Consider the following 26365-nt stretch of genomic DNA (forward strand, 5'->3'; position numbering starts at 1 on the left):
ACGGATGTCCTCACGGACAGAACCCGAGAAATGATCCGAGAGTCGTGATCACCTCCACTCAAACCTAGGTCAGAAATCAGGTAGTGGACGGAAATCGACCGAAAAGATGCCCCGATTCTTTCTACTGCCCTGATTTGCGGCTCGAAATCGAGCCGTGACGTCGCACACGTTGGACGTCGCCGCTGTTGCAAGCCAGCAACCCGTCGTCAGTGCGAAGCAAAAGGCTGCCATCCGCCTGCAGGCCTTCGCAAACACCCTGGACGAATTTCCCGGCAATGCGGCATGCAACGGTTGTGCCGCGCAATACATTGCGGTCTTCGAAACGCTGCAACAGATCCTGCGGCTGACGCTTCGCCTCCTCGATCACTTCCACCAGATGAGGAGCGAGGGTATCCAAGAATTGATCCTTGGAGATCAATCGGCCGGTCGCCTCCGCAATCGAAGTCGGCAAAACCGCACCTTCTTCGACTTGCTCCAACGTGGGGTGCTGCCGCAGATTGCACCCGATCCCGATCGCAAACCAAGACTCTTCATCACCCGCCGGATCGCCATGCCGTTCAATCAGAATCCCGGCGACCTTGCGTTCATTCATCCAAGCGTCGTTGGGCCACTTCAACTGAACCGATGTCGGGCCAGCCACCATCTCGATCGCCTCGGCCAAAGCGACGCCGACCGCGAGAGACAACAACTCCGGTGAGGCTTTTGCAATCAACGTGCATGCCAGCCCATCCTCCGCAGCGAACCAGGACTTCCCATGGCGACCACGTCCGGCCGTCTGCTGCTCCGCAACCACCAACTTGGGCAGCTCTTGCTGAAGTTGCAACGCGTTCGCCTGACGCAGCCAATTCAATGCCCACGAGTTCGTCGAATCAACGGTTGGCAAACGAACAATCGACGAAATCACTGAATCGCTTCGGCCAACAACTGCCTCTTCTTTTCAACTTCGCTGAGTTCGCCGGCCACAGCCGCGTAGGACTGCTCTGCCTGCTCAGCAGAAACTCGGGCGGCCTGGACCATCTTTTCCGTCTCCGCTCGCTTCGCCTGCATCCCAGCCAGTTCGCCTTGCTGAGCTTTCAGAGTTTCGACCAGCGCCGCTTCGTCCTGCTTGGTTTGCACGACCAATCGACGCTGCTGGGCAATCGCAGTGAGCTGTGCGGCCAGCGACGCTTCCAAATCAGCCGCTTGAACCAATGCGGCGTCGTCGGGTGCGTCGCCTAAACCGACCCGTGATGCAATGACCGAATCGTGTGCATCCCGCGACTTGGAAACCAACGCGGGCAACCCCGTGATCGCCTGCTCTCGCTGCGTCTTCTTCTGGGCGATGGCCGTTTGGCTCTTGGCGATCGCTTCATTCTGCTGCTTGATCTTGGCATCCATCTCCACCAAGGACTTTTGAGCGGCTTGCAAGCTGGCCGCCATCGCATCCCGTTTCGCTTGCAATGGTGTCAACTTGACTTGAATCGACGCCAGAGTCTGCTCGACGGCACCGATGCGATCTTTCGCCGGGGGTGGATTGGCCGCCAACTCTTCGATCTGCTTCGGGTCCGCGACGGCCGACATCCGGACCATTCCAGTCCAATCACCGTAAATCATCTTGGAGCTGTCATGCGTGATCGCAACCTCCAAAACCGCTTCCGAGGTGGCGGGGGTTTCCGCGATCTGTTTGCCACTGGCATCCCACAGACGCACTTTGCGATCCTTGCTGGCAGTGACGAGTTGCCCCTTGTGGTCAAACTGAACTGCCGTCACGCCGCCGCTTCCCGCATTGATGGAGCGAATGGCTTTTCCTGAGTTCATATCCCACAACTTGACCGTGCCGTCTTCACTCGCACTGGCCAAGACATTGGAATCATCCCGCCACGCGATCGCGCGAATGGCACCTTTGTGCCCTGCCAAATCGAGATACTGCCGGCCCGTGTCGGCTTCCCAGACAATCAGCCCACCGCTTCGGTCCCCCGACGCGATCAGGACGCCGTCCGGACTGTAGGCTACCGAATAGATCCAATCGGTGTGTTTCTTGATGTCAAACAACTGGGTGCCATCGGTCGCGTCGTAGATCCGCAGCATTCGCTGTGGCCCCCCCAGCGCGATTCGCGTCATGGTGTCGTTCACGTCGGCATCAAACACGGTGTCCAATTCATCGCCCACTTGAGCGACACGTTCGCCCGTTTTGATGCTGTAGACGGCAGCGATTCCTTGGACGCTGTGCTCTCCACCGCCAGCGATCAAATATTGACCATCGCGACTGAACCGAATCGATTGTGGAATGCCTTCCTCAAAAGGCAGCACACCCAACAATTCAGCCGTCTCCGTGTGATACAGCGAAATTTGCTTTTGACCGGCGAGAGCCACCAAGGGTGCCCAAGGACTGGCGCCAATCGCAGTGGTCGCTGCGGCCCGCTGCGTCACCACGGGAACGCGTTGCGGCAAAGCCTCCGGCATGGGCGGAGGACCTTCCGGACGTCCGCTCGTGGAGGCCACAAATGCCAACGCGTTTTTCTTCTTTGCTTTCGCCTTGGACCCAGAATTTTCCAGAATGCCGCCTTCGATCCATGACCGGATCACCTGCAACTGCTCAGCAGGAAGTTTCGGTTGGCTGGGAGGCATCACCGGGGTGTCATCGTGATTGACCAATTGCCAAAGCCGGCTGGTTTCGGCATCGCCATCGTCATAGACAATCTCGCCGCTGCCGCCGCCTTCCATCATCGCACCATAAGAATCCATCGCCAAACCACCGCGTTTATCGCTTTGGCTGTGACAGTTCAAACAGTGCTGACGAAGGATCGGTTTGACATGGTCTTCGAAGGTCACCTTTGCTGGTTCGTCGGTTGACTTGGCATCTGCCGCGAACACGCCAGCAGACGAACCAACCCACAGAACACTTGCCAGCGACAAGGCCACGTTTCCGAACCGTGTTGAACGCGTTCGCTTCATTGGAAGATGCAACATCATGAGATTGACTGATTGGGAATGAAAGCGGGATCAGTGGTTGAAGACGAATTCGCGGCCGTTCAAGACCGCCCAAAAAACGTCTTCCATGACCGCCTGAGGCTTCGCCCCTTCTTCGGCGAGCAACGTCTTGACCGATTCGCGTTCCTCTGGCGATGGATCGCGACTGAGAGCTCGGCGATAGATGCGAGCAAGGACCGCAATCGGTTCCAGCTTCTCATCGTTCATCCAACGTTTGATCAGTCCACCACCCACAATTTTGTTGTGCACGGAACTGCCGTTGAGCAGGTGCAATGCCTGCGACAACGATGGATCGGTCGTGGCTTCGCAATCACACACGGTTGCTCGAGCCGAACGGCCAAAGGTCGTCAAGAAGTAGTTCGAGGTGGCACCATCCGAGATTTGCACCGCACGACTTCCGAGCGGCAAACCGCTGAACTTCTCAGGGCTTTCGGTCACCTGACAGATGCAATCCAACAGGCTCTCCGCAGGCACACGGCGAATCGTTGCGTGGGCGTAATTTCGCGAATCGTGACCATTGGACTCGTTCGTTTTCGCACTGCGTCCATAAGCACGGCTGGTGCAAATGTCCCGCACAAGTTTGCGAAAGTCGTAGTTGTACTCGACCAATTTCTCGCCCATCTCGTCGAACAACTCCGGGTTGCTCGGCGGGTTGCTGACCCGAATGTCATCGACCGGATCGACCAAGCCTGACCCCATGAAGTGGGCCCACACTCGGTTGGCGATGCTGGTCGAGAAAAACGGGTTGTCGCCAGCGACCAACCAATCCGCCAAGACTTCACGGCGGTCTTTTCCCTTCGTGTCCGGTGCGTCACCGCCCAGGAACTTGGGAGCGACGTTTTGATTCGTCACCGGATGCTTGGTTTCGCCGCTGAACCGGTTGTAAACGATCCGTTCACGGTAATCCTCGGCTTGCTTGCGTCCGACTTGACTGAAGAAAGCGGTGAACCCGTAGTAGTCGTCCATCGTCCAACGGTCGAATGGATGGTTGTGACACTGGGCACACTGAGTGCGAATCCCCATGAAGACCTGAGCCACGTTTTCGGCTGTCTTCAGTGTGTCGCGTTCGATCTCGTAAAAGTTCGTCGCAGGTTCCCCAAACGTCCCACCGGTGCTGGTGAGCAGATCATGAACCATCTCGTTGACTGGCACATTGCGAGCAAATTGATCCGTCAACCAGCTGGCATACAGCATGGCTGATTTCTTGCTGACTTGGTTGGTGCTCTTGATCATCAGCAACTGAGCAAATTTCATCGCCCAAATTTCGCTGAACTCTTTTCGCTCCAACAAGCGATCAATCAACGCCTCCCGTTTGTCCGGAGCCACATCGTTGACAAACAAGTTCAACTCTTCTTCCGTGGGCAACAATCCGGTGATATCGATCGTTGCACGTCGAATGAATTCCGCGTCCGTGCATTGACCACTCGGCACCAAACGCAATTGCTGCAACTTTTTGTCGACCAACTCATCCACGTAGCTGCTTGGCTGAGGTTCCGGCACGGTGTATTGCAAATCCGTTGGCAGAGTCAGGATCTGCGACCCAACGGTGTGCGTGTCGAAACGAGCCATCACAAAGGCTTCGCCCCTGGCACCTGCGGTCGCCAAACCATTCTGGTCCATCGCAGCAACCGAGGCGTCGTTGGTTGAAAAAGTTGCCAAACGACTCAAATCACGAGTGTTTCCATCGGCGTAAGTGGCAACCGCGACGAAACGCTGAGTCGCCCCCGTTCCTTCCAAAACCGCTTGCGGAGGATAAATCGAAACGGAGGTGACCGCGGGTGGCAACGCATCGGCGGGATCACTGGGTGCGCCAGCTTCCAACCAACGGTGAAGGGTCTCGTAATAGTCCGAGTCAACGTCGAACAACTTCCCGCCGGTGTGCGGGACTGAGCCGACGGACTTCTTCAACAGAAGACTTTCCGACGGCACTGCCAAGTTGATTCGGCGGACGCCAATTTCACGGGTGATTCGTTGGTAGTCACCGTTGGGATCAAACCCAAACAGACTGAGATTGAAACCGTCTTTCCCACGGGCAGCTCCGTGGCACGAACCGGTGTTGCAACCTGAACGTGTCAATGTCGGCATCACGTCCTTGATGAAACTCACAGGTGACCGGGTGGCCGCCTGAGCAACCTTGACCTTGATGTCAACGCTGGTGCCGCTGAACCGTCCACTCAAGGTGGTTTCGCCATCGGCGAGCGGACGCAGCAGATGCCCGTCGATCTTCGCGAGTTTGTCATCCCCCAACGTCCAACGGACTTTGTCGGTGATGTCTTCCGTCACTCCATCTTCGCGACGCATGACCGCGACGAAGGACTGAAAATCACCAGCCGTGGTCAACGAGATCTCAGGCGGATAGACCGCCAGATCCACCTTGGGCAACTCACCCGGCTTTGTCTTGATCGCTTCGGGGGAAGCGGCAGAGACCGAACTGACCGAGACCACCGCGATCGCAATCGCAGCCAGCCCCAATGAGTGAACAGTCAATCGATGGAAGGACCGGTTCATTTCGACTCCTTTTGCTGGCGTAGTTGCTCCAAGCGACTGAGTGGCTTGGCGGCGGGCTTCGGTTTGGGTTTCGCTTCGGGCTTCTTTTCAGCGGGCGGATCCTGTTTGACCGGCAAAGGTTTGTCGATCCGAATTTCGCCCGTGCCGTCCGTTTGCATCATCGTTTCGCCTTCGCGAGTGATCAGTGTCTGAACGACCATTGTCTTGTGGGTGCCCGGCTTTGCATCCGGTGCAACTTTCAGCAGAAACTGAACCGACTCCGATCCAAGCTCCACCTTCTTCTGTGGTTCGTCGCAAGTGACCCCGTTCGGGATCCCGACCAAGCGAACTTCGATGTCGCCCTCAATGTCCCGGCGCTTGGTCATTCCAATCGCAAGAATCGCTTCCGCTCCTTGCTCAGCCGCAGACTTGGGAAACGCAAAGTCGAACACGGGCTCTTCGACGTCCAGCATAATCGGCGCGGTCGACATCGTTGCCGTTCCGCGATTGGTTCCGTAGCTGACCTGCATCACCATCGGCCAAGATCCGATGGCCGCACTCCCGTTGGCCGTGATTGGAATGATCACTTCACTCTGGCCCTTTTCAATTCGCTTGCTGTTGTTCACACCAATCCCAGGCGGGTTGTAAAGCGTTCGGAACGAAACCGTTCCTTCAAAGCCTTCATCACGTTTGATTCGAACCAACAAATCTTTGCTGCCACGGCGAAGAATGGGAGTCTTCGGTTGCACCACTTCCACACTGAATGGCATCGCTTCGCAAACCGCCAAAGCAGCCTTTTCGGTTTCGTAGCCGAGCATCTCACGACGGTTTTGGCCCAACACAACCTTGTGGTGTTGTTGGAAATCGCCCCGAATCTCGCGATCGCCCAGTTTGCCGACTCCTCCGACTTCAAAGAACGCTCCACCGAGTGCAGCCTCTTTCGAAGCGTGAAACACCACGGGGATCTCAACACGACCGGCTGGCATAGGGAAGGTTTGAGCGGTCACGCCTTCAGGCAATCCTTCGACGATCGCGTCAAACTGTTCATTGAATTGATTTCGCTGTGCGGTCAACACCATCGCACTGTGACCGCCGACCGGCACCGGCACTACCATCGCTTCATCACGCCGCAGCTCCTTCAGCGTCAGCCCCAGCGAGGGCTCGCGACGACTGAGCTCAATGACGTAATTGTGATTCGGGCTGCCACTGCGCAAGTGGTCGTAGACCCGTACAAAGTGATTCCCATCAACCGCCGCATCGAAGTCGACCGAGCCATCCGGGTTGGGACCAATGTCATCGCTGCCTTTGAGCGTTTTTCCGTCGGGACCAAAGACGTGAATGACACCATCAAGCGGTGAGCGAAGCGTCTTGCGAGCGTGCAGTTGAACTTGCACGCGATCGCCCTTCTTGCACTCAAACGAGAACCAATCGTAACCATCGCCCTCTTCGATCACGCCGCAAAGCAAGGCGGGAAACTGTCCCGGCGTGGCTTGCGATTGACCTTCATTGGGTTCCGTCTCGGTCACGATTGGAGCATCACTGACTCGGATCCAGTTGGGTGACGGGGAGATTCCACGATCGTCCTGGTGAGTCACGGGCCATTTCTCAACAGGCTCGCTGGGAAGCTGCACACTGGATTCTGTCACGGTGCCATCGACATCAATCAACTTCGCCTGCAGAACTTCTCCTTTGACTCCGCCCGACGGGATCACCGTCACAGGTCGTGGAAACGACCCCACGTGCAATCGATACCCACAAACGTTGGCAGCTCCTAAGAACGAACTTTCACGCACCACGATCGTGTAGTCGCCCGCTTCTTCGGGCGTGAACGAGCACAGACTGTCTTGCTGAAGCAGCGAGGAATCATCGCTGACGGCAACTTCAAAACGATCCGAATTCAAAATCGCGATCGCGGGATCGAAGATGTTGCGGTTGTTGAGCTGTTGGACCAATCGAATGCCCTCGATTTCAACGGTCAGCTTTTGTCCCGCCTCCAAGTGAACTTTGAAACAATCCACATCCTCACGGTCGATGTTGCCTTCGATCGTGCGATCCATCTCAATCGCCTGAGTTTCCTCAAACGAATTGTTGGGCTCGACTTCGTTGACGATGGGCATCGTTCCGACGCCGATCAAACGCAAGTCAGTGATTCCTGACTTGGTGACCAAGCGGACTGGATAAAGTCCCGGAGCAAGCTTTTCATCCGCCTTCAACTTCACCGTCACCGACTTTTCATCGACCGGTTTGACTTCCAAAATTTCCAACCCCGGCAAATCCGTCAGGACCTCCGTCGCATCACCAAGAGCACTGCCGTGAAGCGTGATCGTTGACTCTTCGCCACGAACGACGCCAAGCGGTCGGATATAAGAAATCTTGGGAAAGGCCGCCGAAACGGAACTGGCCGCGAGCGATGCACTGATGACCGCAACCATGCCCAGCAACAGCCTGTTGGCCGTTGGAAAAGCAGAGTTTGAAACCAGAGAAGCCAGAGACCTTTTGGCTTGGCAAGTCAACCGGAGATGCGGTCGGTCTGCGCAAGCAGGGAGATTGTCGTGTGACATCACAACAAACCTTCGGTGGGAAAGAGGCGGGGCGGGATAGGTGGGATTGGACCGGCCGTGGCGGAAAGCCAGGCTTAGGTCAAAATCTTCTCGACGACGTTTCCGCCATCAACAATTTCAATGGGCCGATCGCCAGGTGCCATCAGCTCTTTGTCAGCCACAATGCCAAGCAAACGATACATGGTCGTTGCCAAGTCAGCGGGAGAGACGGGATCCAACTCAGGTTCTGAGGAGGTCGAATCCGATGCACCGTGAATCATTCCGCCCTGAACGCCACCACCAGCCAGCATCACGCTGAAGACCTTGGGCCAGTGATCTCGCCCGGCGTCCGCATTGATCTTTGGTGTGCGGCCAAATTCAGTGGTCACCATGACCAAGGTTTCGTCCAGCAAACCACGTTCGCTGAGATCGTCCAACAGAACCGCCAAGCCTTGATCAAACGAAGGCATTTGGCTGCGGATACCAGCGGTGATCGATGCGTGCTGATCCCACGAACCGTATGTCATGGTGACCAAACGCGATCCCGCTTCGATCAAGCGACGGCACATCAACATTCGCGAACCGGCTTGATTGCGACCGTAGCGATCACGAGTCTTGTCGTCTTCTTTCGACAGATCAAATGCCGCCTTCGCTTCCGGCGTGTCGAGCAAATCGTAGGCACGCTCGTAGAACGTGTTCATCGCCCCCACATTGTCAGCCGACGTCCCCGTTGCAAAACGCTGGTTGACCATTTCGAGAGCGCGTTTGCGACGCATGAAACGAGCTTCATCCACGCCACCCGCCAAGTTCAAATCACGAACTTGGAAATCACTCCGAGCAGGATCTGCTCCCAGAGCAAACCCGCCATAGGAACTGGGCAGGTAGCCGGTTCCCGCGTACTCGTTGGGGACGTTGGGCACGCAGATGTAGGCTGGCAAATTGTTGCGAGGCCCGTACTCGTGACTGACCACCGCACCAAAACTGGGGTAACTCAGGGCAGGGCTGGGTTTGTAACCCGTGAACATGTTGTGCGTGCCACGCTCGTGAGCCGCTTCGCCGTGCGACATCGACCGAATGACACAGTACTTGTCGGCTCGCTTGGCCAACTGCGGCATCGCGCTGCCAATGACTTCGCCCGTGTTGGTTTTGATCGTGCCCAAGTCACCACGATATTCCATCGGGCTGTAGGGCTTGGGATCAAAGGATTCCTGCTGAGCCAACCCGCCCGGCAGAAAAATGTGAATGACGCTCTTCGCTTTCGGCTTCACGAAGTCGTACTGTTTGATCTCTGCTGATGCTTCTCGCATCAACAATTGAGGCAAGCTCAGTCCAAGACCGCTGGCTGCTCCCGCAACCAAAAATCCTCGGCGATCAAACATGCCGGGCTGCGTCAGTGGGTTTCCGTGACAACGCATGTCTCTGATGCTCCTCAATTGAAGCGGGAAGTGGGGCCACCGCAACAATCGCCTGCACGGCGTGCCACGGATAAAACCCAAAAGGGCGGGACCAACCTTGATCAGGGCGACCAAGTTCGGTGAAAGGTGGGATCCAACGTTTGTGGAGGTTTCTGTCGACTCTTCTTGCTTTGAGTTCGAAACTCCTCGCAACTCGAACGTTGGCGAGCTCGATTCGTACCCTCAAAACATTCGCATCGTAACAAAAACACTCCTTGTGTCAATTAATACACAGCCTCCAGGGGGGACGGGGACGACCGCACCCACCCCCTGAACAAGCAAACAGGATCACCCAACAGGGCCGTTTCCACGCACAATTTCCAGCAACTCGATGGCTGGTCGGTGATCACAGCGAATCAAAGCGGTTCGCCCATAAACCACGTCACCAACCTCGAGATCCAGGTATCCAGCCAAGCGTTCGCCCGCGGTGACCTTCCAAAGACGACACAACTGGACTTGGCGAAGCACGTTGTTCTCGATCAACACCCTGCCAAGTGGAATCTCCCCGCTGGCAATCTGATGCCACACCGAACGTGACAGTGCAGAGGGGTCCAGACGAACGATTCCATGCTGAACCACCCGTTGAGTGTCTCGCGTGACCAAGGTGATCTCGCGCGTGTAGGCCTCCGTCGCGTCCAACTCGTCCGGATTGGCTGGGTCGACCGCCTGAGCCACGTGACCGTCGCGAAAACGATTGCGACGGCGATGCACCACCACCTCGACCGGCTCTCCGTGATAGTGCTCGACGGTCACCGTCATGTGGGACTGGTGATTCAACAACGTGTCGAATGGCTCGGGAATGTCGGTCGCTAGTTCAAACTCCGCAAGCTCACCAAATTCGCTGTAGAACTCTTTCACCAACGACTTCAAATCAACTTGTTCGGCGGACTCACTCAACGTTTCGATATCCGAGGACGGTGAACCAGGAGGCATGAGCAACTTTCAAACGGAGTCCACGTGAGGTGATCTTCAGTTCGTTCGACCAAGAACACACGGGAGCGAGGTTCAATCACGGAACAAACTATCGAGCGACAACACCAATCTTCACGACCGCGGGCGAACTCGACGGCTGAGATTCCTCACCAGAGCCCGATGCCTCAGGACGTTCCAAGACGGTGTCGACCAAAAAATACAGCAGTCGTCGTAGATTTTCGTTTTCGATCTCGTCGGCAACCTGCTCCGCGCGGGCCTGATGCTTGTCGATCAGCTGCAAGCTCATCTCAAACACGTTGGCCTTCTCGTACAGCTCACGTGCCGTGCTCAATCGTTCACGATCGGACAAATCGCAACCAGGTTCCGCCAGCCCGAGCAAGCGTTCTTTGTCGTCAGCATCAAGGTGCTGGAGCGCCAACGCCCACAACAATGTCGGGCGTCCACCGATCACATCCGCCCCAGCCGTCAACTTGTTCGAATCGTCCCCCGCCCAATCATTCAGGTCGTTGATGATCTGAAATGCCACACCAAGATTGCGGCTGAACTTGCGAATCGGATCGACCAGCGCCGACGCATCCCCCGCCATCCGCACGCCGCTGTAAAGCGCCGCTTCAAACGCAGGCGAAGTCTTGAGTGCATAAATTTTGAGCGCGTCCAAGGGCGTCAGTCGGCGATCCTTGGCATCACGCCAAAGCAATTCCGCTCCTTGTCCCTCGGACAATCTCACGTGGGCCGCCGCCAATGAATCCAGTAAGTCAACGCGTGTTTCCGCGTCCACTTCGTCGCCCATCACGTTGCGGCTGAGCAAACGATACCCCAGTCCGATCAAGTAATCGCCCACATTGATCGCGGTGGCGGTTCCAAATCGCTGGTGCACCGCGGGCTGACCGTACCGAAATGCGTCCCCGTCTTCAATGTCGTCGTGAACCAAACTGGCTTTGTGAAACGTCTCGATGCTCAAAGCCGCCCGCCGCACCGCATCCGGCACGCGGTTGAGCACGTCTTCGCCGTCCGCTCCCGTGCCATCCCCACCCTTCATCGCATCGTACGCGGCCAAGGTGATGAACGGACGCGAATGTTTTCCACCGCGGACCAAGAAATCCAGGGCAATGGATTCCGTGGCGGCAATCGGGTCGACACCCTCCAGTTGCTCCGCCGTCACTGCGGGTCGCGATCCGGTCTCGGACGGGGTCGTTTCCAACATGCGAGTGCCGGGCGAATAAGCGTTGGCTCCCTCGCCACCCAAACGGCTTTCGCGTTGCCGCGGTGCCAGTCGTTCAAACAAAGTGTCTTCGAACAGCAATCCTGCCGCTCGCATCAGGTGAACGTAGCTCTTTGTTTTCGCGGCTGCCGGTTTGTAAGGCGTGCGAATCATCTGTTCCACCCAAGGCTCATCGACCTTGGTGTTTCGGCAATCGCTGGACAGCAGGGGCACCGCCATGCAGGGAATTCCCGCCAGCAAAACCTTGTCGATGGCTTTTTCCAGCACATTCAAACAAGCCACGCCAACCACCGCGTCGACGTATCCACCGACGATGATCTTCATCACGACCGGTGAACCTTCGGCCACCAACACTCGGTAGCCCATGTCTTCGGCGACCGAGCGGAAATCGGCGATGCTGCAGGCACCACATTCTTTGCAATTCATGCCGAATTGGTCGTATTCGGCGGGACAACCCTCGGCGTGCTTCAAACAGTGAGGGAGCAAAAACAACCGACGTTCGGGAGGAACCGATGCCAAGGCATCCGCCCAAAACTCGCTGCTGATCATCACCATCACCCAACCCAGATAGCTCTCAGGCAAATCAGCCTCTTCGAGCATTCGGCGGGAGATCTGTTCCATCTCATCCTTGGTCATCGGATGAGAACGATCCAGCTTGGCCGCGACTTGCGCGCAGCGATCTCGCAGGCTCTCCCGCATGGCCAAGGTTTCAGGCACCTCCTTCAAATGGCTCGTCTTGCGACGTCGCCCTGAGGAGGCTCCCGGGACAGACACATCACTCGATGCGTTTTCACTTGGCGGGACAGATGCAGGAAGGGAGGGGGATCCGGTCGACAAGCCAATCACCTAAGTAGTTCGTCGCGTTGCATAACCCGGCCCAGTGCCGCAGTCGTGAAGACCAGCGGATAAAGCCGCTCGTAGTACCAAAGTTTGGCAAAATAAAACCCGATCGGCCAAGCCACCTGGTGACGCTCGTGCTGCACGGCGTCGATCAGCCAGCGGGTGCCCGAAAGTATAGCCGCTCTCAGCGAGGAACGCATCGACGGATCCCAAAGGCTTCCACTGAGAATGTCGTTTGGCCCTGCCTGCCCGCCCTCGTCGCCCGGAATCCGGGCCCACCAACTCACCAGAGCCTCCACCGCCAGCGCCGTTTCTTCCACCGTGCTGATGGAACCCTCGGGCAAAGCAAAAGTTTCGCGAACCGAAGGGCCGCCTCCCCACCCCCCATCTCCATTCTGATTCTCGATCAAATACCCCAGCCCGCGAAGTATCGCGTCGTGCCCCAACTCTGGACTGGCGTCCACCAACACTCGCGACGTCCCGTAAACCGGATTGTCCTCCTCCGCCCGGTCCTGATTCCCAAACCACAGCGGCAACCACGATCCATCGGACTGCTGGTTTTTCCGTAAGAATTTGAGCCCACGCCGAATCGCCGGCTCCCGTTTCGCCGAATCGCGTTGGGGCAAACAAGCGATCGCTCGCAACGCATGGGCCGTCAAATCATTGCTGCTCCGGTCGAACGGCAACTTGCCCCAACCGCGGCAAAACGTCGGCCAGCCCCCATCGCGGTTCTGCAATCCCAACAACCAATCGACTCCGCGATCACATGCCTGCGACGCCGGCCACGGTTGTGAATCATCGCCCCCCAGCAAGCTCGGTTTGGTAGTCGCCTGCATTCGCAACGAGATGATTGCACCGGGAGTGTCGTCGGCGTCCGGCACCGAACCTGTCAGATCGGTCCACCCCCAGCCACCCGGGGCAGCTCCCGTGAACGGATGCCGCTCCTGATACTGACAACCTCGCTGCCACTGAACCAATGCCTCCGTCGACCAAGACCGATCGTCCTCCGGATCCATCGCCAGCGCCGTCGTTGCCAGTGACGTCACCCAGTTCGCGAGGTTCGTGTCGATCGGCCAACTCCCATCGGGCAACATCGACTCTCGCAAAAAACGCAGCCCATTTTGAGTCACTTCATGCGACGCACGTCCACTCGCCGAAAGCGACATCACCACAAACGCAGTCAGCGGCGTGGCTTCGAGGTAACCGCCGCTGGAGGGCTGCATCGATTGCAGCACCTTCATCGATGGCTCGATCGCGGCTCGCCGAACCAGCGACCAAGGCGGCAGACAACCGCCGCCTTCGAGGAACTTGACCTGCCCAATCGCAACCAGCGCCGGGATGGCGTAGCTGACCACGGGCATCCCCACGAATCGATACAACGATTGAGGGACAACCGCCGCCTCAAATGGCAACGCGGAAACCCGTTTCCAAGGCACCAACCCCGCAATGGCCATGTTGGTCAGAATCGGCACGACAAACGTCTTGTCTTTGCCATAGCGTTCGCGCAGCCCGTCGAGTTCGCCGGCCGCCTCAATCCAACCCTTCAATCGCGCCACCGCACCGGCGTCCGTCGCTTCACCAATGACTTGGTCCGACAACGCCCAGGCCGCCAACACCAAGTAACTGGTCGCAATGTTGCTGTGACTGCGATCGGTGTCGCCAAAGCCACCATCGTCGTTCTGCTGCGCTGCCAGCCAACTTCGTCCGCATTGAATCTGCTTCAGCAGGGCCGCCTGTTCCGCATCCGGCAACTCGCCCGAGCGAACCGCCGCACTCATCGCGCTGACCGCCGTCGCGGTCGACAATGCCGAAGCCGACAACTCGCCCAACCAATGCCCCTCCTCCGTTCGCTGCGCCAGCAACTCGCCACGCAATCGATCCAACGTCGAGCGTAATTCGCGTCGGCACACCAACTCATCAACAGTATTTTCAGCGACAGACATCTTCGTCCAAACAGGAAGCGTTCAATCCAAACCAACCTCTATTCGAACACACCTCGAGCAGTCGCCGAAACCACCCCTGCTGAAGGTGCCCTGCAACGGACGGATGCGCAACCAACCGACCAGTGGGTCAGATGCCTGCCCGGGATTGCAACGCTTGGCCGACGAAGGAGCGGCATTCCCCCTGGTGCGTGCTCGCCCTGTTTCTGTGTCAGGGTGGAATGATTCGAAAGAGCGATCCGGAGTGTGATTGGAGCCAACCGGCGGCCGGCCAACAGCAACGGTTCATCTTTTCCAACGCGTAGCCTCGTCATAACCCGCAAAGCCTTTGCAGAGCGTTCTTTTTTACAGGATCACGTTGCGTTTTCGCAGCATGCGCACCGTTTAGGTCGTAGGGTTGGGTGAGTCATTTCAGGCACTCTGTACGGGTGCCCGACACACCGTCAAGGAAACCAGAATCATGCGACAAGCAGCGCCTCCCCAACGTCCCGAAGCGAATCGCCAGGAACAATTCGAGCAAATCAAACGCCGGATCCACGGCAAGCTCGTCGACAAATTGGATCTTTCGCGTGTTGGTGACCTCCAAGGCGACACGCTCAAACGTGAAATCCGCATGGTGGTGGAACACCTTTGCGATGCCGAAGACACGCTGCTGAATCGACAAGAGCGTGAGCGAATTGTCGACGAAGTGCTGGACGAAACCTTTGGACTGGGTCCCTTGGAATTGATCCTGAAGGACCCCAAGGTCAGCGACATTCTGATCAACGGTCCCAAGAACATTTATGTCGAAAAGAACGGCCAAATGCAGAAGACCGACGTGGAATTCCGCGACGGCAAACACCTTCTGCAAATCATCGACCGAATCGTCAGTAAAGTTGGCCGCCGCGTCGACGAAACCTGCCCGATGGTCGACGCTCGACTGGACGACGGCTCGCGGGTCAACGCCATCATTCCTCCATTGGCACTCGACGGTGCCGCCGTTTCGATTCGTCGTTTCGGTAGCAACCCTCTGCGTCTGGAAGACCTGCTCAACTACCGGGCCTTCACACCTGAGATGGTGATGTTGCTCGAAGGCTGCATCAAAGCACGCCTGAACATGATCATCGCCGGTGGTACGGGTTCTGGTAAAACGACGCTCCTGAACACACTTTCATCGTTCATCGGTCATGAAGACCGAATCGTGACGATCGAAGATGCAGCGGAGCTTCAATTGCAACAAGACCATGTTGTGCGACTGGAAACTCGACCGCCTAACATTGAAGGCAGTGGAGCGGTCACCGCAACGGACTTGGTCAAGAATGCTTTGCGGATGCGTCCCGAACGAATCATCATCGGCGAATGCCGGGGTGGTGAAACGTTGGACATGCTGCAAGCCATGAACACGGGTCACGATGGATCGCTCACCACGATTCACGCCAACACCCCCCGTGACGCAATCGCTCGTCTGGAGACGCTGGTCATGATGTCCGGCTTTGATTTGCCGGTCAAAGCCATTCGCCAACAGGTCAGCGGAGCAGTCGACGTTTTGATCCAAGCGAACCGTTTGCAAGGTGGACCTCGTCGAGTCACCGCGATCACCGAAGTGGTCGGAATGGAACAAGACACGATCATCCTGCAAGACATCTACCGATTCAATCAAACAGGCATCAACGCCGAAGGCAAAGCCCACGGGCAATTTGTCTGCAGCGGTGTTCGCCCAAGTTTCATGGACAAACTCGAATCCGCCGGCGTGCGACTGCCCGCCAGTGCCTTCCGTGAACGAGTCATGATGGACGCCTGATCCCAGGCGAACAGCCAGTCGTGACGCCAATTTGATCGCGTCACGACTGCTGAAGCGACCTTGTAGTTCTCTTCGCAAACTTACGCTCGACTCTCCTCTTCTATCAACACTCCCATGTCATCCATCATCATCATCGTCGCCGCCGGGGTCTTTGTTGCCTCGATCATCGCGTTCGGTGCATCTGTCTTGATGCCTTCGGAAGAAACGACCGCGACGGAAGATCGCTTGACTCAATTGGCCCACGGGAAACGTGGAGCAGAATCTGAGAGCAACTCACAGTCGTTCTTGCTGAACGACCTGGACGACACCACCGGCATCTTGAAGATCATCATGGACCGCATTCCCGCGGTCCATAAGATCCTTGAACAAGCGGACATTGACCTGACCGTCACCAAGTTCACCATGATTTGTGGGGCTTGCTTTGCCTTTGGGCTCGTGCTGTGCATCGTCACTCCCATCCCGATCCTGCTTGGTCCCATTGTCGGTGCCATGTTCGTTGGCGGACCAGTGTTCTACGTGATGTTCAAACGCAAACGACGCTTGAAGCGATTCGGGGAACAAATTCCTGAAGCGCTGGAACTGCTCGGCCGTTCCCTTCGTGCCGGCCACTCGCTCAACGCGGGATTTGGTCTGGTGGGTGAAGAAATGGAAGCTCCTTTGGCGACCGAATTCCGCCGCTGCTTCGAAGAACAAAAGTTTGGCATCCCACTGGATGAATCGATCGAAGACATGGCGGAGCGAGTCCCCAACATGGACCTTCGATTCTTCGCGACCGCTGTGATTCTGCAGCGACAAACCGGGGGTGACTTGAGCGAAATCCTCCACAAGATCGGACACTTGGTCCGCGAACGCCTGCAAATCCTGGGAACAATCCAGGCCCTCACAGGGGAAGGTCGGATGAGCGGTGCTGTGCTGCTCGCTCTACCACCGGTTTTGTTCCTGGTCATGCTGAAAATCAACGCCGAATACGTGTTGATGCTCTTTTCGGACGAACTCGGACGATACGCCCTGGGAATGGCCTTGGTCACTCAGGTGCTAGGAGCCTTGGCGATCAAGAAGATCATCACGATCAAAGTCTAGATCCCACCGCCGCTCGCTTCGCATTCCCCATTCTTTCGCTCATTGCACTTCGCACAACTCAGTCCCATGTTCACACACTCAATCGCTTCCGAACTCATCGGCTTCGTCAGCCCGTTGACTCTGACCACCATCGCGATTTTTGCTTCGGTGACATCGTTCGCTTGGTTCGTTCTCAGCAAAGTGGGCGGGGACGACCAAGCACCTGCCGAATCACGCCTCGAGCGGATGAAGGATGCCAAACGCGGGATCCGCGACATCGCCGCCGATGACAAACAACGGACCAAGAACGAAGCCCTGACCGAAGCGTTGGAAAAAGCAGCGACGCCCATCGCCAGTTCCGTGTCGGGTAACGAAGCCGAGATGGGAAAACTGCGTGAGAAACTGGTCAACGCTGGCTTCCGTCGCGAAAGCGCGCCGGTCATTTTCAAACTGATTCAACTGGTCTGCACCGGCATTGGACTGATGCTGGGTGGTGTCACCGGAGCGGTTCTCGATGGACTGACTCAGGGAATGATCATCAAGCTGCTGCTCGGGATGATCTTTGGCTTCATGCTTCCCACCTTGGTTTTGGGTTACCTCGCCGGCAAACGCCGCGAAAAGATCTTCCTAGGACTGCCCGATGCGTTGGACCTGATGGTCGTCTGCGTGGAAGCCGGCCTGGGGCTTGACCAAGCCCTTCGGAAAGTGGCCGAGGAAATGCAAAAGAGCCACAAAGCGATCGGTGAAGAATTCTCGATCTCCAACCAACAATTGCAACTCGGTCGCCCACGTAGCGAAGTGCTATCAGGACTGGGCTATCGCAGCGGAGTGGACGACTTGAAGCAATTGGCATCGATTCTGATCCAAGCGGACAAATTCGGTTCGAGCATCGCCCAAGCACTTCGCGTGCAAAGCGATTCCATGCGAACCAAACGACGCCAAATCGCGGAAGAGAAAGCCGCCAAGACAGCTGTGAAGATGATCTTCCCATTGGTGCTGTTCATCTTCCCAGGCATCTTCGTGGTGCTGGTTGGCCCCGCCGCGATCAACATGTACCGCCAAATGCTTCAGTGAGCCCCAAAGGACTCGGTGACACAACCCAACACGCGAACTATTTCAGCAATCGTTCCACCGCTTCCAGCAATTTTTCGATCGCGAATGGTTTGCGAATGTACTCGCTGACGCCCAGCAATTCCGCGTACGCTTGATGCCGACTGCCTTCGTTGCCCGTGATCATGATCACAGGAACCGGCAACTCGTTTTCGCGCCGCATCTTCTCCAGAACCAAGAATCCACTTCGCTTGGGCATCATCATGTCCAAGATCATCAGCTGTGGATTTTCGCATTCCGCCAACGCAAGGGCCTGGTTGCCATCGCGGGCAACCACCACTTGGTAGCCATTGGATTCCAAAGCGTACGAAACCGCCTCGATGATTTCCGCATCGTCATCCACAACAAGGATTTTCGCGGTGGAGGTGGCACTGACTGACTGGGCAGGGGTGTTCATCAAGTGGCGATCAATTGGCGGAGAAATCGATCGGTGACAATCCCTCGCTGGGACGAACCGTCGAATTTTCCGCGGTGGACTCGGAACGTGGTTGGATGATGTTATCAAAACACCACTGATCCATGTCACGCAACGCCACCGCGTTCATGACATCATCGCCTCGGTACTGGCGAATTTCAACACGCGCTCGGATGGATTCCGCAGCCAGGATGCCACGCTTCAATTGTTCGGGGCAATCATCGACGCCATTGATGGCTTGCTGCCACAAAATCGGCAGACGTCGCTCCCGAAGTCGATGGTACTCCCTCATCACAGATTGACTGGTGGGAAATTGCCCTCCCATCATTGCCACCCCGGCAAATCGCTCGGGTTCCATCAACGCGATTCGGCAGGCCATCGTGGCGCCACTGCCATAGCCCGCGATCAAAACTCGCTTGGAATGAATCGACATTTCCGCCTGGGTGTGCTCAATCGCCTCCACCACGGATTCGCGAGCGGAGGCGATGGAGGACTTTCCTTCGGCCCAATCAAACCCCCAACCGCGGACATCGGTGGCCTGATTCCCCCGGACTCCGACACCGACATAGTTCCGGACGCTGACGTGCGGCAGAACCTGTTCGACCTGCAATTCATTGTGGCCGCTGTGGTGAAGCCAAACCACCAACGGGTACTCGTAGGACGGCGTGTAGTGCAGCGGCGAGACGATCGACAGGGGACGACGCCGCTGTTCAGACCTTGCCGCAGCAGGCTCGGGAGAGGGATACGAGCGCATTCGGCTTGCAAACGGGTCGCTCATCTTTTGTCCTGAATCGGTCAGTGGGTAGTCCGCGGAAGACGACGGTGGGAAACTAGTTTCACGCCGCCTTCAATGTCAACGTCGAAAAGTCATCTGGCTTCGGATCTCACTCCGAACGAGGACAAACCAACACCTTCATTTGCTCCGCGTCACCGGCGTGCAAGCGGTCAAACCACTTCGGACCATCCGCCAAAGAAATTTTGGCGGTGATCAGTGGCTCGACGTTGATCACGCCGCGATTCATCAAATCGATGCACTGCGGGTACTCGCCGTTGCAGCCACAGGTGCCCTGCAGACGAATTTCTCGCGTCACCACCGACTGCAAAGGCAATTCGATTGTCGGCGCCACGTTGCCCACCAAGGTCACCGAGCCTCCTTTGCGGACTGATTCGATGGCTGTTTTGATCGTGGGCGTGGCTCCGACGACTTCCAATGCCACATCCGCCCCCCGTCCACCCGTCAATTCGCGAACTTTTTCTGGCACGTCGACTTGGTCGGCTCGTAGCAACACGTCGGCGCCCAACGCCCCGGCTGTTTCCAAGCGTTTGTCATTCAAATCCACGGCGATGACTTGTGTCGCACCGGCTGCTCGCACAGCCTGAACCGCCAACAGACCGATCATTCCGGCCCCGACCACCACGGCGGTGTCCCCCAACCGAATCGGGGTGAGTTCTGCCGCGTGCACCGCGACGCTGACCGCCTCGACCAAGGCGGCGTGTTCAAACGGCAGGGTGTCAGGCAATCGATAGACAATCCGGCGTGGCACTGAAATCCGCTCGGCAAACGCACCGTGACGTCGATAGTCGCCACACGAGACCCCGAGAACCATCCGGTTGTCGCACAGGTTTCCGTGCCCTTCTCGGCAGAAATCACAATTTCCGCACGACACCATCGAATCAAACGTGACGCGTGCCCCCAGTTCCAAATCGGTGACGTTCTCGCCGACCTGAACCACCACACCAGCCGCCTCATGCCCCATCACCAAGGGCGGGATGCGACGCCCAGTGCTGCCGTCGTAGCCATGAATGTCACTGCCGCAGATCCCACACGCTTCGACCTGGACCAAAACATCGTCCGGCCCCACCTCGGGCTCGTCCACGTCCGTCACTTGCATGTTTTTGTACTCGGTCAGCAACAATGCCTTCATGGTGCAACGCTTCTGTGGGTGGGGAGAGGAGGAAGGGACGGCTCGGAATTCTATGCCAAATCAGTGGGCAATGAAACGATGCCCGCGAGAAAGAAACGGACCGATGGCAAGCCCGATTCAAATTCATCGGCACAACGAAGTAAACTGCGTGCCTCGTCATTCGTTTCGCACATCTTCGGAACAGTCGGGAAAGAAGTGTCAGGCACCTTTTGCCGTGACAGCCCCTCAAACGCTGCGCACAAACGGTCCCCGACACTTTTTTCCCGCTTCCTGCGAAGCGACTGTTGAGACGCAATGGAGCATTGGATGCAGGAGCCTTGGCGGAACTTCGATTCTGATCCCAATTGATTTGCGAATCCCCTTTGACCGAGTCCATCCAACCCAATCCAGAACGGTTTGTTCCCAATGAGACCTTCCTGCATCCGCCTGTCTCGCGCCGCCACGCCACTGATGTCGATCTGCATCGCCTTGGCCGTCGCCACCACCCACCCCCAGCCCAACTCTGTCTTTGCCAGCAATTCCGACTCGGCGATCCAGGTCGACAACCACGAATCCAATTCGGAAGTCCGCTACAGCGTGGTTCTGCTGCGAGGCACGTTGCCAGCTGAGCACGACATCCCCCTGACGATCGTCAATGAGCAAGCACCAACCGGGGCCAGCCCCGTCAAAGTCTTGACCGACGGAAAACGCTTCAAAGCGTTGGTCGAACTCTCAGAGGGAAAAAACGTCATCCACTTGGAACACGCTTCCACTCCCACGACGGAATTGATCCTCACGTACAAGCCTTCCACCAACCCGCACTACGTTCGGTTGATCTGGATGACGGATCAATCGGGGGAAACAGATTTCGCGACGCCGGATGATTCGGTCACCCAGGACTACGAGAATCGACTTCGCACCGCGGCTTTGCTGATGCAAACGTTCACCGCTGAACGGATGAAGGACCTGGGCTACGGCCCCCGAACCTTTGCGTTGGAACACGACGAAAACGGCCAAGTGATCGTGCACACCTGGAATGGCGACGAAGACAAACAGGACTACTACGCTCAAGCCGACAACAACCGGTGGTGGCCACGCGTTCGCCGTTGGATCAACGAAGAACACCCTGACCCGATGGCCAAGAACGTTGTCTTGGCGGCCTACACTCGGAAAGATCCGCGAACCGGAAAGATGCTGGGACACACCGCTTTGGGCGGAGCCAACCTGGGATTGTTCGGCAGTGCATCGGTGTTCTGTTGGCCGCGTGACATTCAATCGGCGATGGATGTTTTCCAAGACGACACCGCGGTGGACGCCACCCATGTTCACGACGACAGTGCCTTTCGTGGAACGATCTGGGCCCTGGCGTCCACCACCATCGGCGCCACCTTGCACGAAACCGGCCACGCCATGGGATTGCCTCACTGCACCGACAACATGGGGATCATGACGCGAGGATTTGATCACTTTCATCGCGTGTTCACCTTCACGGATCCGCCGAGCAAGCACAACCAACAGTCCCGCCAGTTTTCTCCCCCGCAAGAAGCCTACTTTTCACCCGTCAGTGCTTCGTTTCTTCGCTGGAGCCCTTGGTTTCAACTGGATGCGACCAGTCATGAAACGTCACGCCCCGATGTCGAAGTCGATGAAGCGGCGAAACTCGTTCGCATCCACAGCGACTCCGGCATCCCTTGGATCGGATTCCATTCCAAAGATCGAATCGAAACCTTTCGCGAATACGGATCCCATGACGCGGAAGCCGCCGACCATCCCAAATCGATTGAACTCACCTTCGATGAAATCCAAAAGATGAAACCGGACACGGCAATTCATCGAATCGTGGTCGTGGACAGCAACGGAGCGTCTCGAAACGTCTCGCTGCCCCAACCTTCGAACTGATTGCACGGACCTAAAAGATGGCGGATTCAGCTACGTTTTCGCCATTTCCAAAACGAGCGTTGACGCCTGGCAGCACCGCAACTGCGGCGTTTTTCGAGAATTACCCTCGACCCATCGCCGCTTGGTTGCGTAGAAAGGAACTCATGAAACCGACTGCATGGACCCAAACAGCACTTCGAGCACCAGCATTGCTGGCAATGCTCGCGTTGTGCATTTGGCCAATGCTGCAACCTCCGTGTTGCTGCGCCGCGTCGGTCTCAAAGGGTGCCTCGGTGGCAGCGGGATGCTGTGCATCCGCCGAAACTGCCACCGCTTCGTGCTGCCAATCGACCGCATCGGGCTGTGCAGAAGCCAAGCCTTCGGAATCAGGTTCCGACTGCCTTTGCCAATGGACTTCCCAGTGCGACTGCGATGTTCGGTCGGCCCTGACTGACTCGTGGGTGAGTTCACGCGTGCTCACCGTCGATGACCAGCCCGTCGCTTTCAGCATGCCAATCGGTTTGCTGGAAGATTTCCTGGCTCCGCTGCCGTCCCCCACTCTGGATCGGCAACCGGAGACGTCATGGCAATCGGCCGTGACGTCGCGAGACCGCTGCGTGCTCCTGTGCCGCTGGCTGAATTGAAATCCAAGACTGATCTGACTGACAGTTTTGTTTGAATTTTCAATTGAGTTTTGGTTCGATAGGAGCCCTAAGATGTTACGTACTTCCATGATGTTTGCTGCCACCGTGTTGGTGGGAGTTGCGATTCTGTTTGCCGCTCGAAGCGCCGTTTCGAGTGACAACGCACCCGCCGTTCTCGGTGAGACGTGCCCGTGCGGTCAATGCGAAGCCGGTTGCGATTGCTGCCTCGATGGCGATGTCTCGTGCGACAACTGCTCGTGCGAGGCCTGCGAGTGCGACGCCTGTGATACCGCCGGCAACGCAACCGCAGCACCGAAGATGAGCTGCTGTGCAGGTTCGTCCTGTGGAGACGCTGCCAGTGACCGAGTCGCGTCAAACGACTCGCTGACTTCAGCGATCGCGGAAGCTTGCATTTGTGGTCAGTGTGATGCTGACTGCAACTGCTGCTTGGACGAATCAGTCGACTGCGACAACTGCAGTTGCGAAAGCTGCCAATGCGAGGGTTGCGTGGACGCACCCGCAACAGGTGCCTGATCGCTGCATTTGCGATGACCTCCGCACGGGATTCACCGTGTAGGCATCGCCTTGGCTAAAAAAGAAACACCTCGCCGAGCGGACTCGGCGAGGTGTTTTTCGTTGAATTTCGTTGCTCAACCCCGATCGGAACCACGCCGACGATCCTGCCCGTCCGGCGGAACCGAAGTGACTTGCGCGGCCACTTCCGGCGGCATGTGATCCGTCGCCCGACGCCCCGTCAGTCGGTCGCTCCAGCGACGTCCCGCACTGGCACCTTCCGGCCCAGGTGCAATCAAGAACACGGTTCCCAGTCCAAACACCAATCCGGCAAACAACGATCCAAAGGTGACGGAGATTCCCGACATACCTTCGGGTGAATCACCGACTTGTGGTGGTCCGAGTTCCGCCAACAAATTGGTCGAGAGAGCAGCGGACCGGCTGGCCTGAGCTTCCCCTAACGCGGCCTCCGCTTCCGCCAACTGGTGAGTCAACGCTTCCGCATCGCTATCCAGCTTGGAGTAACTGGTCCGCACACCGGCCAATCGGCTCAGCTTGTCGTGCAGTTGATCCTGTTTATCACGAAGTCGTTGAACTCGGTCGCTGGCCAACGCCAACGTCGGCTTCATGGCTCGAACCGCTGCTCGTGCTTCTTCCAACATCCGCGAAGTGATTTCGCGTTCAGTCGTGATCGCGGAGCGACGACGTGGATGCAATTCGGTGTAAACGCTCGCCAATCGACTGGATTCGATTTGGGCGTCGATCAATCCGTCCTTCAATCGTTGCAGGGAAGGCTGACTGGACAGCAACTCATCGCCACTGACCAACAACTGACGTGGGTCTTGCGACCCCGCAATCAACAGTTGCTGCAACGCGTTCAAACGTTCGAGTTCCAATTCTGCCAACTGCAACTCTTTCGCGTTCTCTTCCATCGTTCGTCGGTTGGCACCATCACCCGAGATCGCATCGTTCAGATTTCGCAACTCACTGAGGTCCGATCCAAAGCGAACTTCGACCTCGTTCATCTTGTTCAAGACCGTGTCCAATTTCTGCCGCGTCAAATCACGTGCATTGGTCAACTCGATGATGACACTATCCGCCCGAATTCGGCGGACCGTCCGCAGGTGACTGCTCAGGTTATCCAGGAGTGCCCGGCAGAAGTCGGTCGCACGCTCGGGCGTCTCCGCTTCGACTTTCAGGTAAACCAGTTCACTGTTGCCAAACTCGCTTCCTTGAGGCGCGACCACGTTGACGCGTCGGTTGGCGACCGTGTCGACCAAGGTCGTCGATGGATAGGTCTCGTCTTCTTCGCCACCCACCGGTCCAACGTCTCGCAGCGCCGCGGCAACCACTTCTGGGTTGCGAGCCATTTCGAGCAATGTTTCTTGGGCTGCCTTCAGATCCGTTTGACTCGAGAATCGTCCCAAACGATCGACGGCACCGGTCGCTTCGTCACGAAGAACGAGCGGTTGTCGAGCCGCCCAACGGTCGCTTGAAAACAACGCCGTCCCCAGCCCTAGCACGCCAAACAAGACGGCCGCTCCGCACCAAACCGGTGCGAACAAAACCAAAATATTGCGAATGTGTTTCCACGGAATAGGAGCAGCTGACATGTTGGAACACGGGCTCGAGAGGAGATTCAAAGAATATTCCCCCAACACTAGGACGCCCCCAACGCACAGCCCCAAGAAACTCCATGGGTTCGAAAAACCGAACGACCAAACTGGCGGTTCTCAATCGACCTTGCGGGAGGTGACGTTTGTGCCGGTCATCTCCTCCCGATAGAGCCGGCCCAACCTGACATAGTGCTGAGCCCCTTCCCGGGAACGTTCCAGAAGCGATTCGCTCACTTCTTTGATCGGTTTCGCGGGGGTGCCCACGGCCAACATCCCCGGCGGGATGACCGTGCCCTCGGTCACCAGTGCGCCTGCGGCGACAATGGCCCCTTTGCCAATCGTGGCGCCATTGAGAACAATCGCACCGATCCCTATCAAGGCATCGTCTTCGACGGTGGCACCGTGCACGACAGCCGAATGCCCCACTGTCACGCGTTCGCCAATCACACACGGCATCCCAGGATCGCAATGCAGCACGCATTGGTCTTGGACATTGCTCTGTCGACCAATCACTATTTTTTCCGTATCGCCACGCATCACAGCGCCAAACCAAATGCTGACGTCCTCGGCGATGTACACTTCCCCCAAAACAGTCGCGTTGGGGGCGATGAACGCCGACGGATCGATCAAACTCCGATCCGCTTCACTGGTGACGATCGCTTGTCGCCGCGTTCGATCCGCTGGGCCCGCGGCGGACTGTTGGGGAGAGGATTGAGAATCCGAATCATTCGTTGACATGGTAAATCGGTTGCAGGAAGAGCAAGAAAACCTCGAACGAGTAGAACCTGACCCGGCGGAGGCTGCGCCGGAGTCACCACCGCCAATCCCGCGAGGCGTGTTGTCACGATTGGCGATCTCAACATTCGTGCTGAGCATCCGATGGTACCAAGTCGTGATCAGTCCGATGATGGGCCCCAGTTGCCGGTTCACTCCGACCTGCAGTGCCTACGCCATCGAATCCATTCAAAAACACGGGCCGATTCGTGGCACCTGGCGAGCGATCCGGCGCATCGGCCGCTGCCACCCTTGGAACCCAGGTGGCTACGACCCGCCGTGAACC

General features: G+C 57.2%; 20 protein-coding genes. 7 read left to right on the plus strand and 13 right to left on the minus strand.

All coding sequences use genetic code 11. The features are described from left to right. Nucleotides 1-121 precede the first annotated feature (121 nt). From UH5x_RS08805 to UH5x_RS08840, 8 genes are all read right to left on the minus strand, one after another. Nucleotides 122-904, minus strand: coding sequence for a biotin--[acetyl-CoA-carboxylase] ligase (locus tag UH5x_RS08805; RefSeq protein ID WP_482635441.1), 783 nt, complete (start codon nt 902-904; stop codon nt 122-124). Beyond that, nucleotides 901-2934 carry a c-type cytochrome domain-containing protein gene (locus tag UH5x_RS08810; RefSeq protein WP_482635442.1) on the minus strand — a complete coding sequence of 678 codons (2034 nt, stop codon included), beginning with the start codon at nt 2932-2934 and terminating at the stop codon, nt 901-903. Before UH5x_RS08810 ends, UH5x_RS08805 begins: the two co-directional genes overlap by 4 nt. A gap of 48 nt (nt 2935-2982) precedes the next feature. Continuing rightward, nucleotides 2983-5478, minus strand: coding sequence for a DUF1549 domain-containing protein (locus UH5x_RS08815; RefSeq protein ID WP_482635443.1), 2496 nt, complete (start codon nt 5476-5478; stop codon nt 2983-2985). Further along, nucleotides 5475-7898, minus strand: a complete 2424-nt coding sequence (locus UH5x_RS08820; protein WP_047815368.1) for a pre-peptidase C-terminal domain-containing protein — start codon at nt 7896-7898, stop codon at nt 5475-5477. The genes UH5x_RS08815 and UH5x_RS08820 overlap by 4 nt, the downstream gene beginning before the upstream one ends. A 194-nt stretch (nt 7899-8092) precedes the next feature. Next, entirely contained in the window at nt 8093-9412 is a 1320-nt protein-coding gene (locus tag UH5x_RS08825) for a DUF1501 domain-containing protein (protein WP_047815294.1), read from the minus strand. Between the two features lie 327 nt (nt 9413-9739). Further along, nucleotides 9740-10384, minus strand: coding sequence for a hypothetical protein (locus UH5x_RS08830; protein ID WP_482635444.1), 645 nt, complete (start codon nt 10382-10384; stop codon nt 9740-9742). Between the two features lie 88 nt (nt 10385-10472). After that, nucleotides 10473-12452, minus strand: coding sequence for a polyprenyl synthetase family protein (locus UH5x_RS08835; protein WP_482635445.1), 1980 nt, complete (start codon nt 12450-12452; stop codon nt 10473-10475). Further along, a complete protein-coding gene (locus tag UH5x_RS08840) occupies nt 12449-14389 on the minus strand; it encodes a prenyltransferase/squalene oxidase repeat-containing protein (RefSeq protein ID WP_047815297.1) in 1941 nt (646 codons plus the stop codon). The genes UH5x_RS08835 and UH5x_RS08840 overlap by 4 nt, the downstream gene beginning before the upstream one ends. A gap of 457 nt (nt 14390-14846) precedes the next feature. Here UH5x_RS08840 and UH5x_RS08845 point away from each other — a divergent pair, with 457 nt between their 5' ends. From UH5x_RS08845 to UH5x_RS08855, 3 genes are all read left to right on the plus strand, one after another. Then, on the plus strand, nt 14847-16166 hold the full coding sequence (locus tag UH5x_RS08845; RefSeq protein ID WP_047815369.1) for a TadA family conjugal transfer-associated ATPase: 1320 nt from the start codon (nt 14847-14849) through the stop codon (nt 16164-16166). Between the two features lie 114 nt (nt 16167-16280). Then, nucleotides 16281-17246: a type II secretion system F family protein gene (locus UH5x_RS08850; RefSeq protein ID WP_047815298.1), complete on the plus strand. Its 966-nt coding sequence runs from the start codon at nt 16281-16283 to the stop codon at nt 17244-17246. Between the two features lie 66 nt (nt 17247-17312). Then, nucleotides 17313-18299 (plus strand): type II secretion system F family protein, encoded by a 987-nt coding sequence (locus UH5x_RS08855; protein WP_047815299.1) that lies wholly within the window; start codon nt 17313-17315, stop codon nt 18297-18299. A 37-nt stretch (nt 18300-18336) separates the two neighbouring features. Here the strand turns inward: UH5x_RS08855 and UH5x_RS08860 are convergent, their stop codons facing one another. The 3 genes from UH5x_RS08860 to UH5x_RS08870 all read right to left on the minus strand — a co-directional run bounded on the left by UH5x_RS08860 (nt 18337) and on the right by UH5x_RS08870 (nt 20675). Then, the gene (locus UH5x_RS08860) at nt 18337-18732 is read right to left on the minus strand and encodes a response regulator transcription factor (RefSeq protein WP_047815300.1); all 396 of its coding nucleotides are present in this window, start codon (nt 18730-18732) and stop codon (nt 18337-18339) included. 10 nt (nt 18733-18742) lie between these two features. Beyond that, nucleotides 18743-19528 (minus strand): alpha/beta hydrolase, encoded by a 786-nt coding sequence (locus UH5x_RS08865; protein ID WP_482635446.1) that lies wholly within the window; start codon nt 19526-19528, stop codon nt 18743-18745. A gap of 106 nt (nt 19529-19634) precedes the next feature. Continuing rightward, a complete protein-coding gene (locus UH5x_RS08870; RefSeq protein WP_047815302.1) occupies nt 19635-20675 on the minus strand; it encodes a galactitol-1-phosphate 5-dehydrogenase in 1041 nt (346 codons plus the stop codon). Between the two features lie 405 nt (nt 20676-21080). Between UH5x_RS08870 and UH5x_RS08875 the strand changes: the two genes are divergently transcribed. The 3 genes from UH5x_RS08875 (at nt 21081) to UH5x_RS08885 (ending at nt 23710) form a co-directional block, all read left to right on the plus strand. Continuing rightward, on the plus strand, nt 21081-22553 hold the full coding sequence (locus UH5x_RS08875; RefSeq protein ID WP_482635447.1) for a metallopeptidase: 1473 nt from the start codon (nt 21081-21083) through the stop codon (nt 22551-22553). A 143-nt stretch (nt 22554-22696) separates the two neighbouring features. Beyond that, complete coding sequence (locus UH5x_RS08880; protein WP_482635448.1) at nt 22697-23176, plus strand: hypothetical protein; 480 nt, start codon at nt 22697-22699, stop codon at nt 23174-23176. 72 nt (nt 23177-23248) lie between these two features. Then, nucleotides 23249-23710 (plus strand): hypothetical protein, encoded by a 462-nt coding sequence (locus tag UH5x_RS08885; protein WP_160311453.1) that lies wholly within the window; start codon nt 23249-23251, stop codon nt 23708-23710. Between the two features lie 116 nt (nt 23711-23826). Here UH5x_RS08885 and UH5x_RS08890 read toward each other — a convergent pair whose 3' ends face one another. Next, nucleotides 23827-25302: a GumC domain-containing protein gene (locus UH5x_RS08890; RefSeq protein WP_047815307.1), complete on the minus strand. Its 1476-nt coding sequence runs from the start codon at nt 25300-25302 to the stop codon at nt 23827-23829. A 120-nt stretch (nt 25303-25422) separates the two neighbouring features. Continuing rightward, entirely contained in the window at nt 25423-26043 is a 621-nt protein-coding gene (locus tag UH5x_RS08895; RefSeq protein WP_047815308.1) for a gamma carbonic anhydrase family protein, read from the minus strand. On the opposite strand from UH5x_RS08895, the gene yidD reads away from it, so the two are divergent. Next, entirely contained in the window at nt 26042-26362 is a 321-nt protein-coding gene (gene yidD / locus UH5x_RS08900) for a membrane protein insertion efficiency factor YidD (RefSeq protein ID WP_047815309.1), read from the plus strand. The genes UH5x_RS08895 and yidD overlap by 2 nt on opposite strands. Nucleotides 26363-26365: the final 3 nt, after the last annotated feature.

The organism is Rhodopirellula sp. UH5, from assembly GCF_056839225.1.

Excerpts from the sequence above, each read along its gene's own strand:
- UH5x_RS08810 (WP_482635442.1), bottom strand. The coding sequence starts at position 2,934 with ATGAAGCGAACGCGTTCAACACGGTTCGGAAACGTGGCCTTGTCGCTG.
- UH5x_RS08815 (WP_482635443.1), bottom strand. The coding sequence starts at position 5,478 with ATGAACCGGTCCTTCCATCGATTGACTGTTCACTCATTGGGGCTGGCT.
- UH5x_RS08825 (WP_047815294.1), bottom strand. The coding sequence starts at position 9,412 with ATGCGTTGTCACGGAAACCCACTGACGCAGCCCGGCATGTTTGATCGC.
- UH5x_RS08830 (WP_482635444.1), bottom strand. The coding sequence starts at position 10,384 with ATGCCTCCTGGTTCACCGTCCTCGGATATCGAAACGTTGAGTGAGTCC.
- UH5x_RS08840 (WP_047815297.1), bottom strand. The coding sequence starts at position 14,389 with ATGTCTGTCGCTGAAAATACTGTTGATGAGTTGGTGTGCCGACGCGAA.
- UH5x_RS08845 (WP_047815369.1), top strand. The coding sequence starts at position 14,847 with ATGCGACAAGCAGCGCCTCCCCAACGTCCCGAAGCGAATCGCCAGGAA.
- UH5x_RS08850 (WP_047815298.1), top strand. The coding sequence starts at position 16,281 with ATGTCATCCATCATCATCATCGTCGCCGCCGGGGTCTTTGTTGCCTCG.
- UH5x_RS08855 (WP_047815299.1), top strand. The coding sequence starts at position 17,313 with ATGTTCACACACTCAATCGCTTCCGAACTCATCGGCTTCGTCAGCCCG.
- UH5x_RS08860 (WP_047815300.1), bottom strand. The coding sequence starts at position 18,732 with ATGAACACCCCTGCCCAGTCAGTCAGTGCCACCTCCACCGCGAAAATC.
- UH5x_RS08865 (WP_482635446.1), bottom strand. The coding sequence starts at position 19,528 with ATGAGCGACCCGTTTGCAAGCCGAATGCGCTCGTATCCCTCTCCCGAG.
- UH5x_RS08870 (WP_047815302.1), bottom strand. The coding sequence starts at position 20,675 with ATGAAGGCATTGTTGCTGACCGAGTACAAAAACATGCAAGTGACGGAC.
- UH5x_RS08875 (WP_482635447.1), top strand. The coding sequence starts at position 21,081 with ATGAGACCTTCCTGCATCCGCCTGTCTCGCGCCGCCACGCCACTGATG.
- UH5x_RS08880 (WP_482635448.1), top strand. The coding sequence starts at position 22,697 with ATGAAACCGACTGCATGGACCCAAACAGCACTTCGAGCACCAGCATTG.
- UH5x_RS08885 (WP_160311453.1), top strand. The coding sequence starts at position 23,249 with ATGTTACGTACTTCCATGATGTTTGCTGCCACCGTGTTGGTGGGAGTT.
- UH5x_RS08890 (WP_047815307.1), bottom strand. The coding sequence starts at position 25,302 with ATGTCAGCTGCTCCTATTCCGTGGAAACACATTCGCAATATTTTGGTT.
- yidD (WP_047815309.1), top strand. The coding sequence starts at position 26,042 with ATGGTAAATCGGTTGCAGGAAGAGCAAGAAAACCTCGAACGAGTAGAA.
- UH5x_RS08895 (WP_047815308.1), bottom strand. The coding sequence starts at position 26,043 with ATGTCAACGAATGATTCGGATTCTCAATCCTCTCCCCAACAGTCCGCC.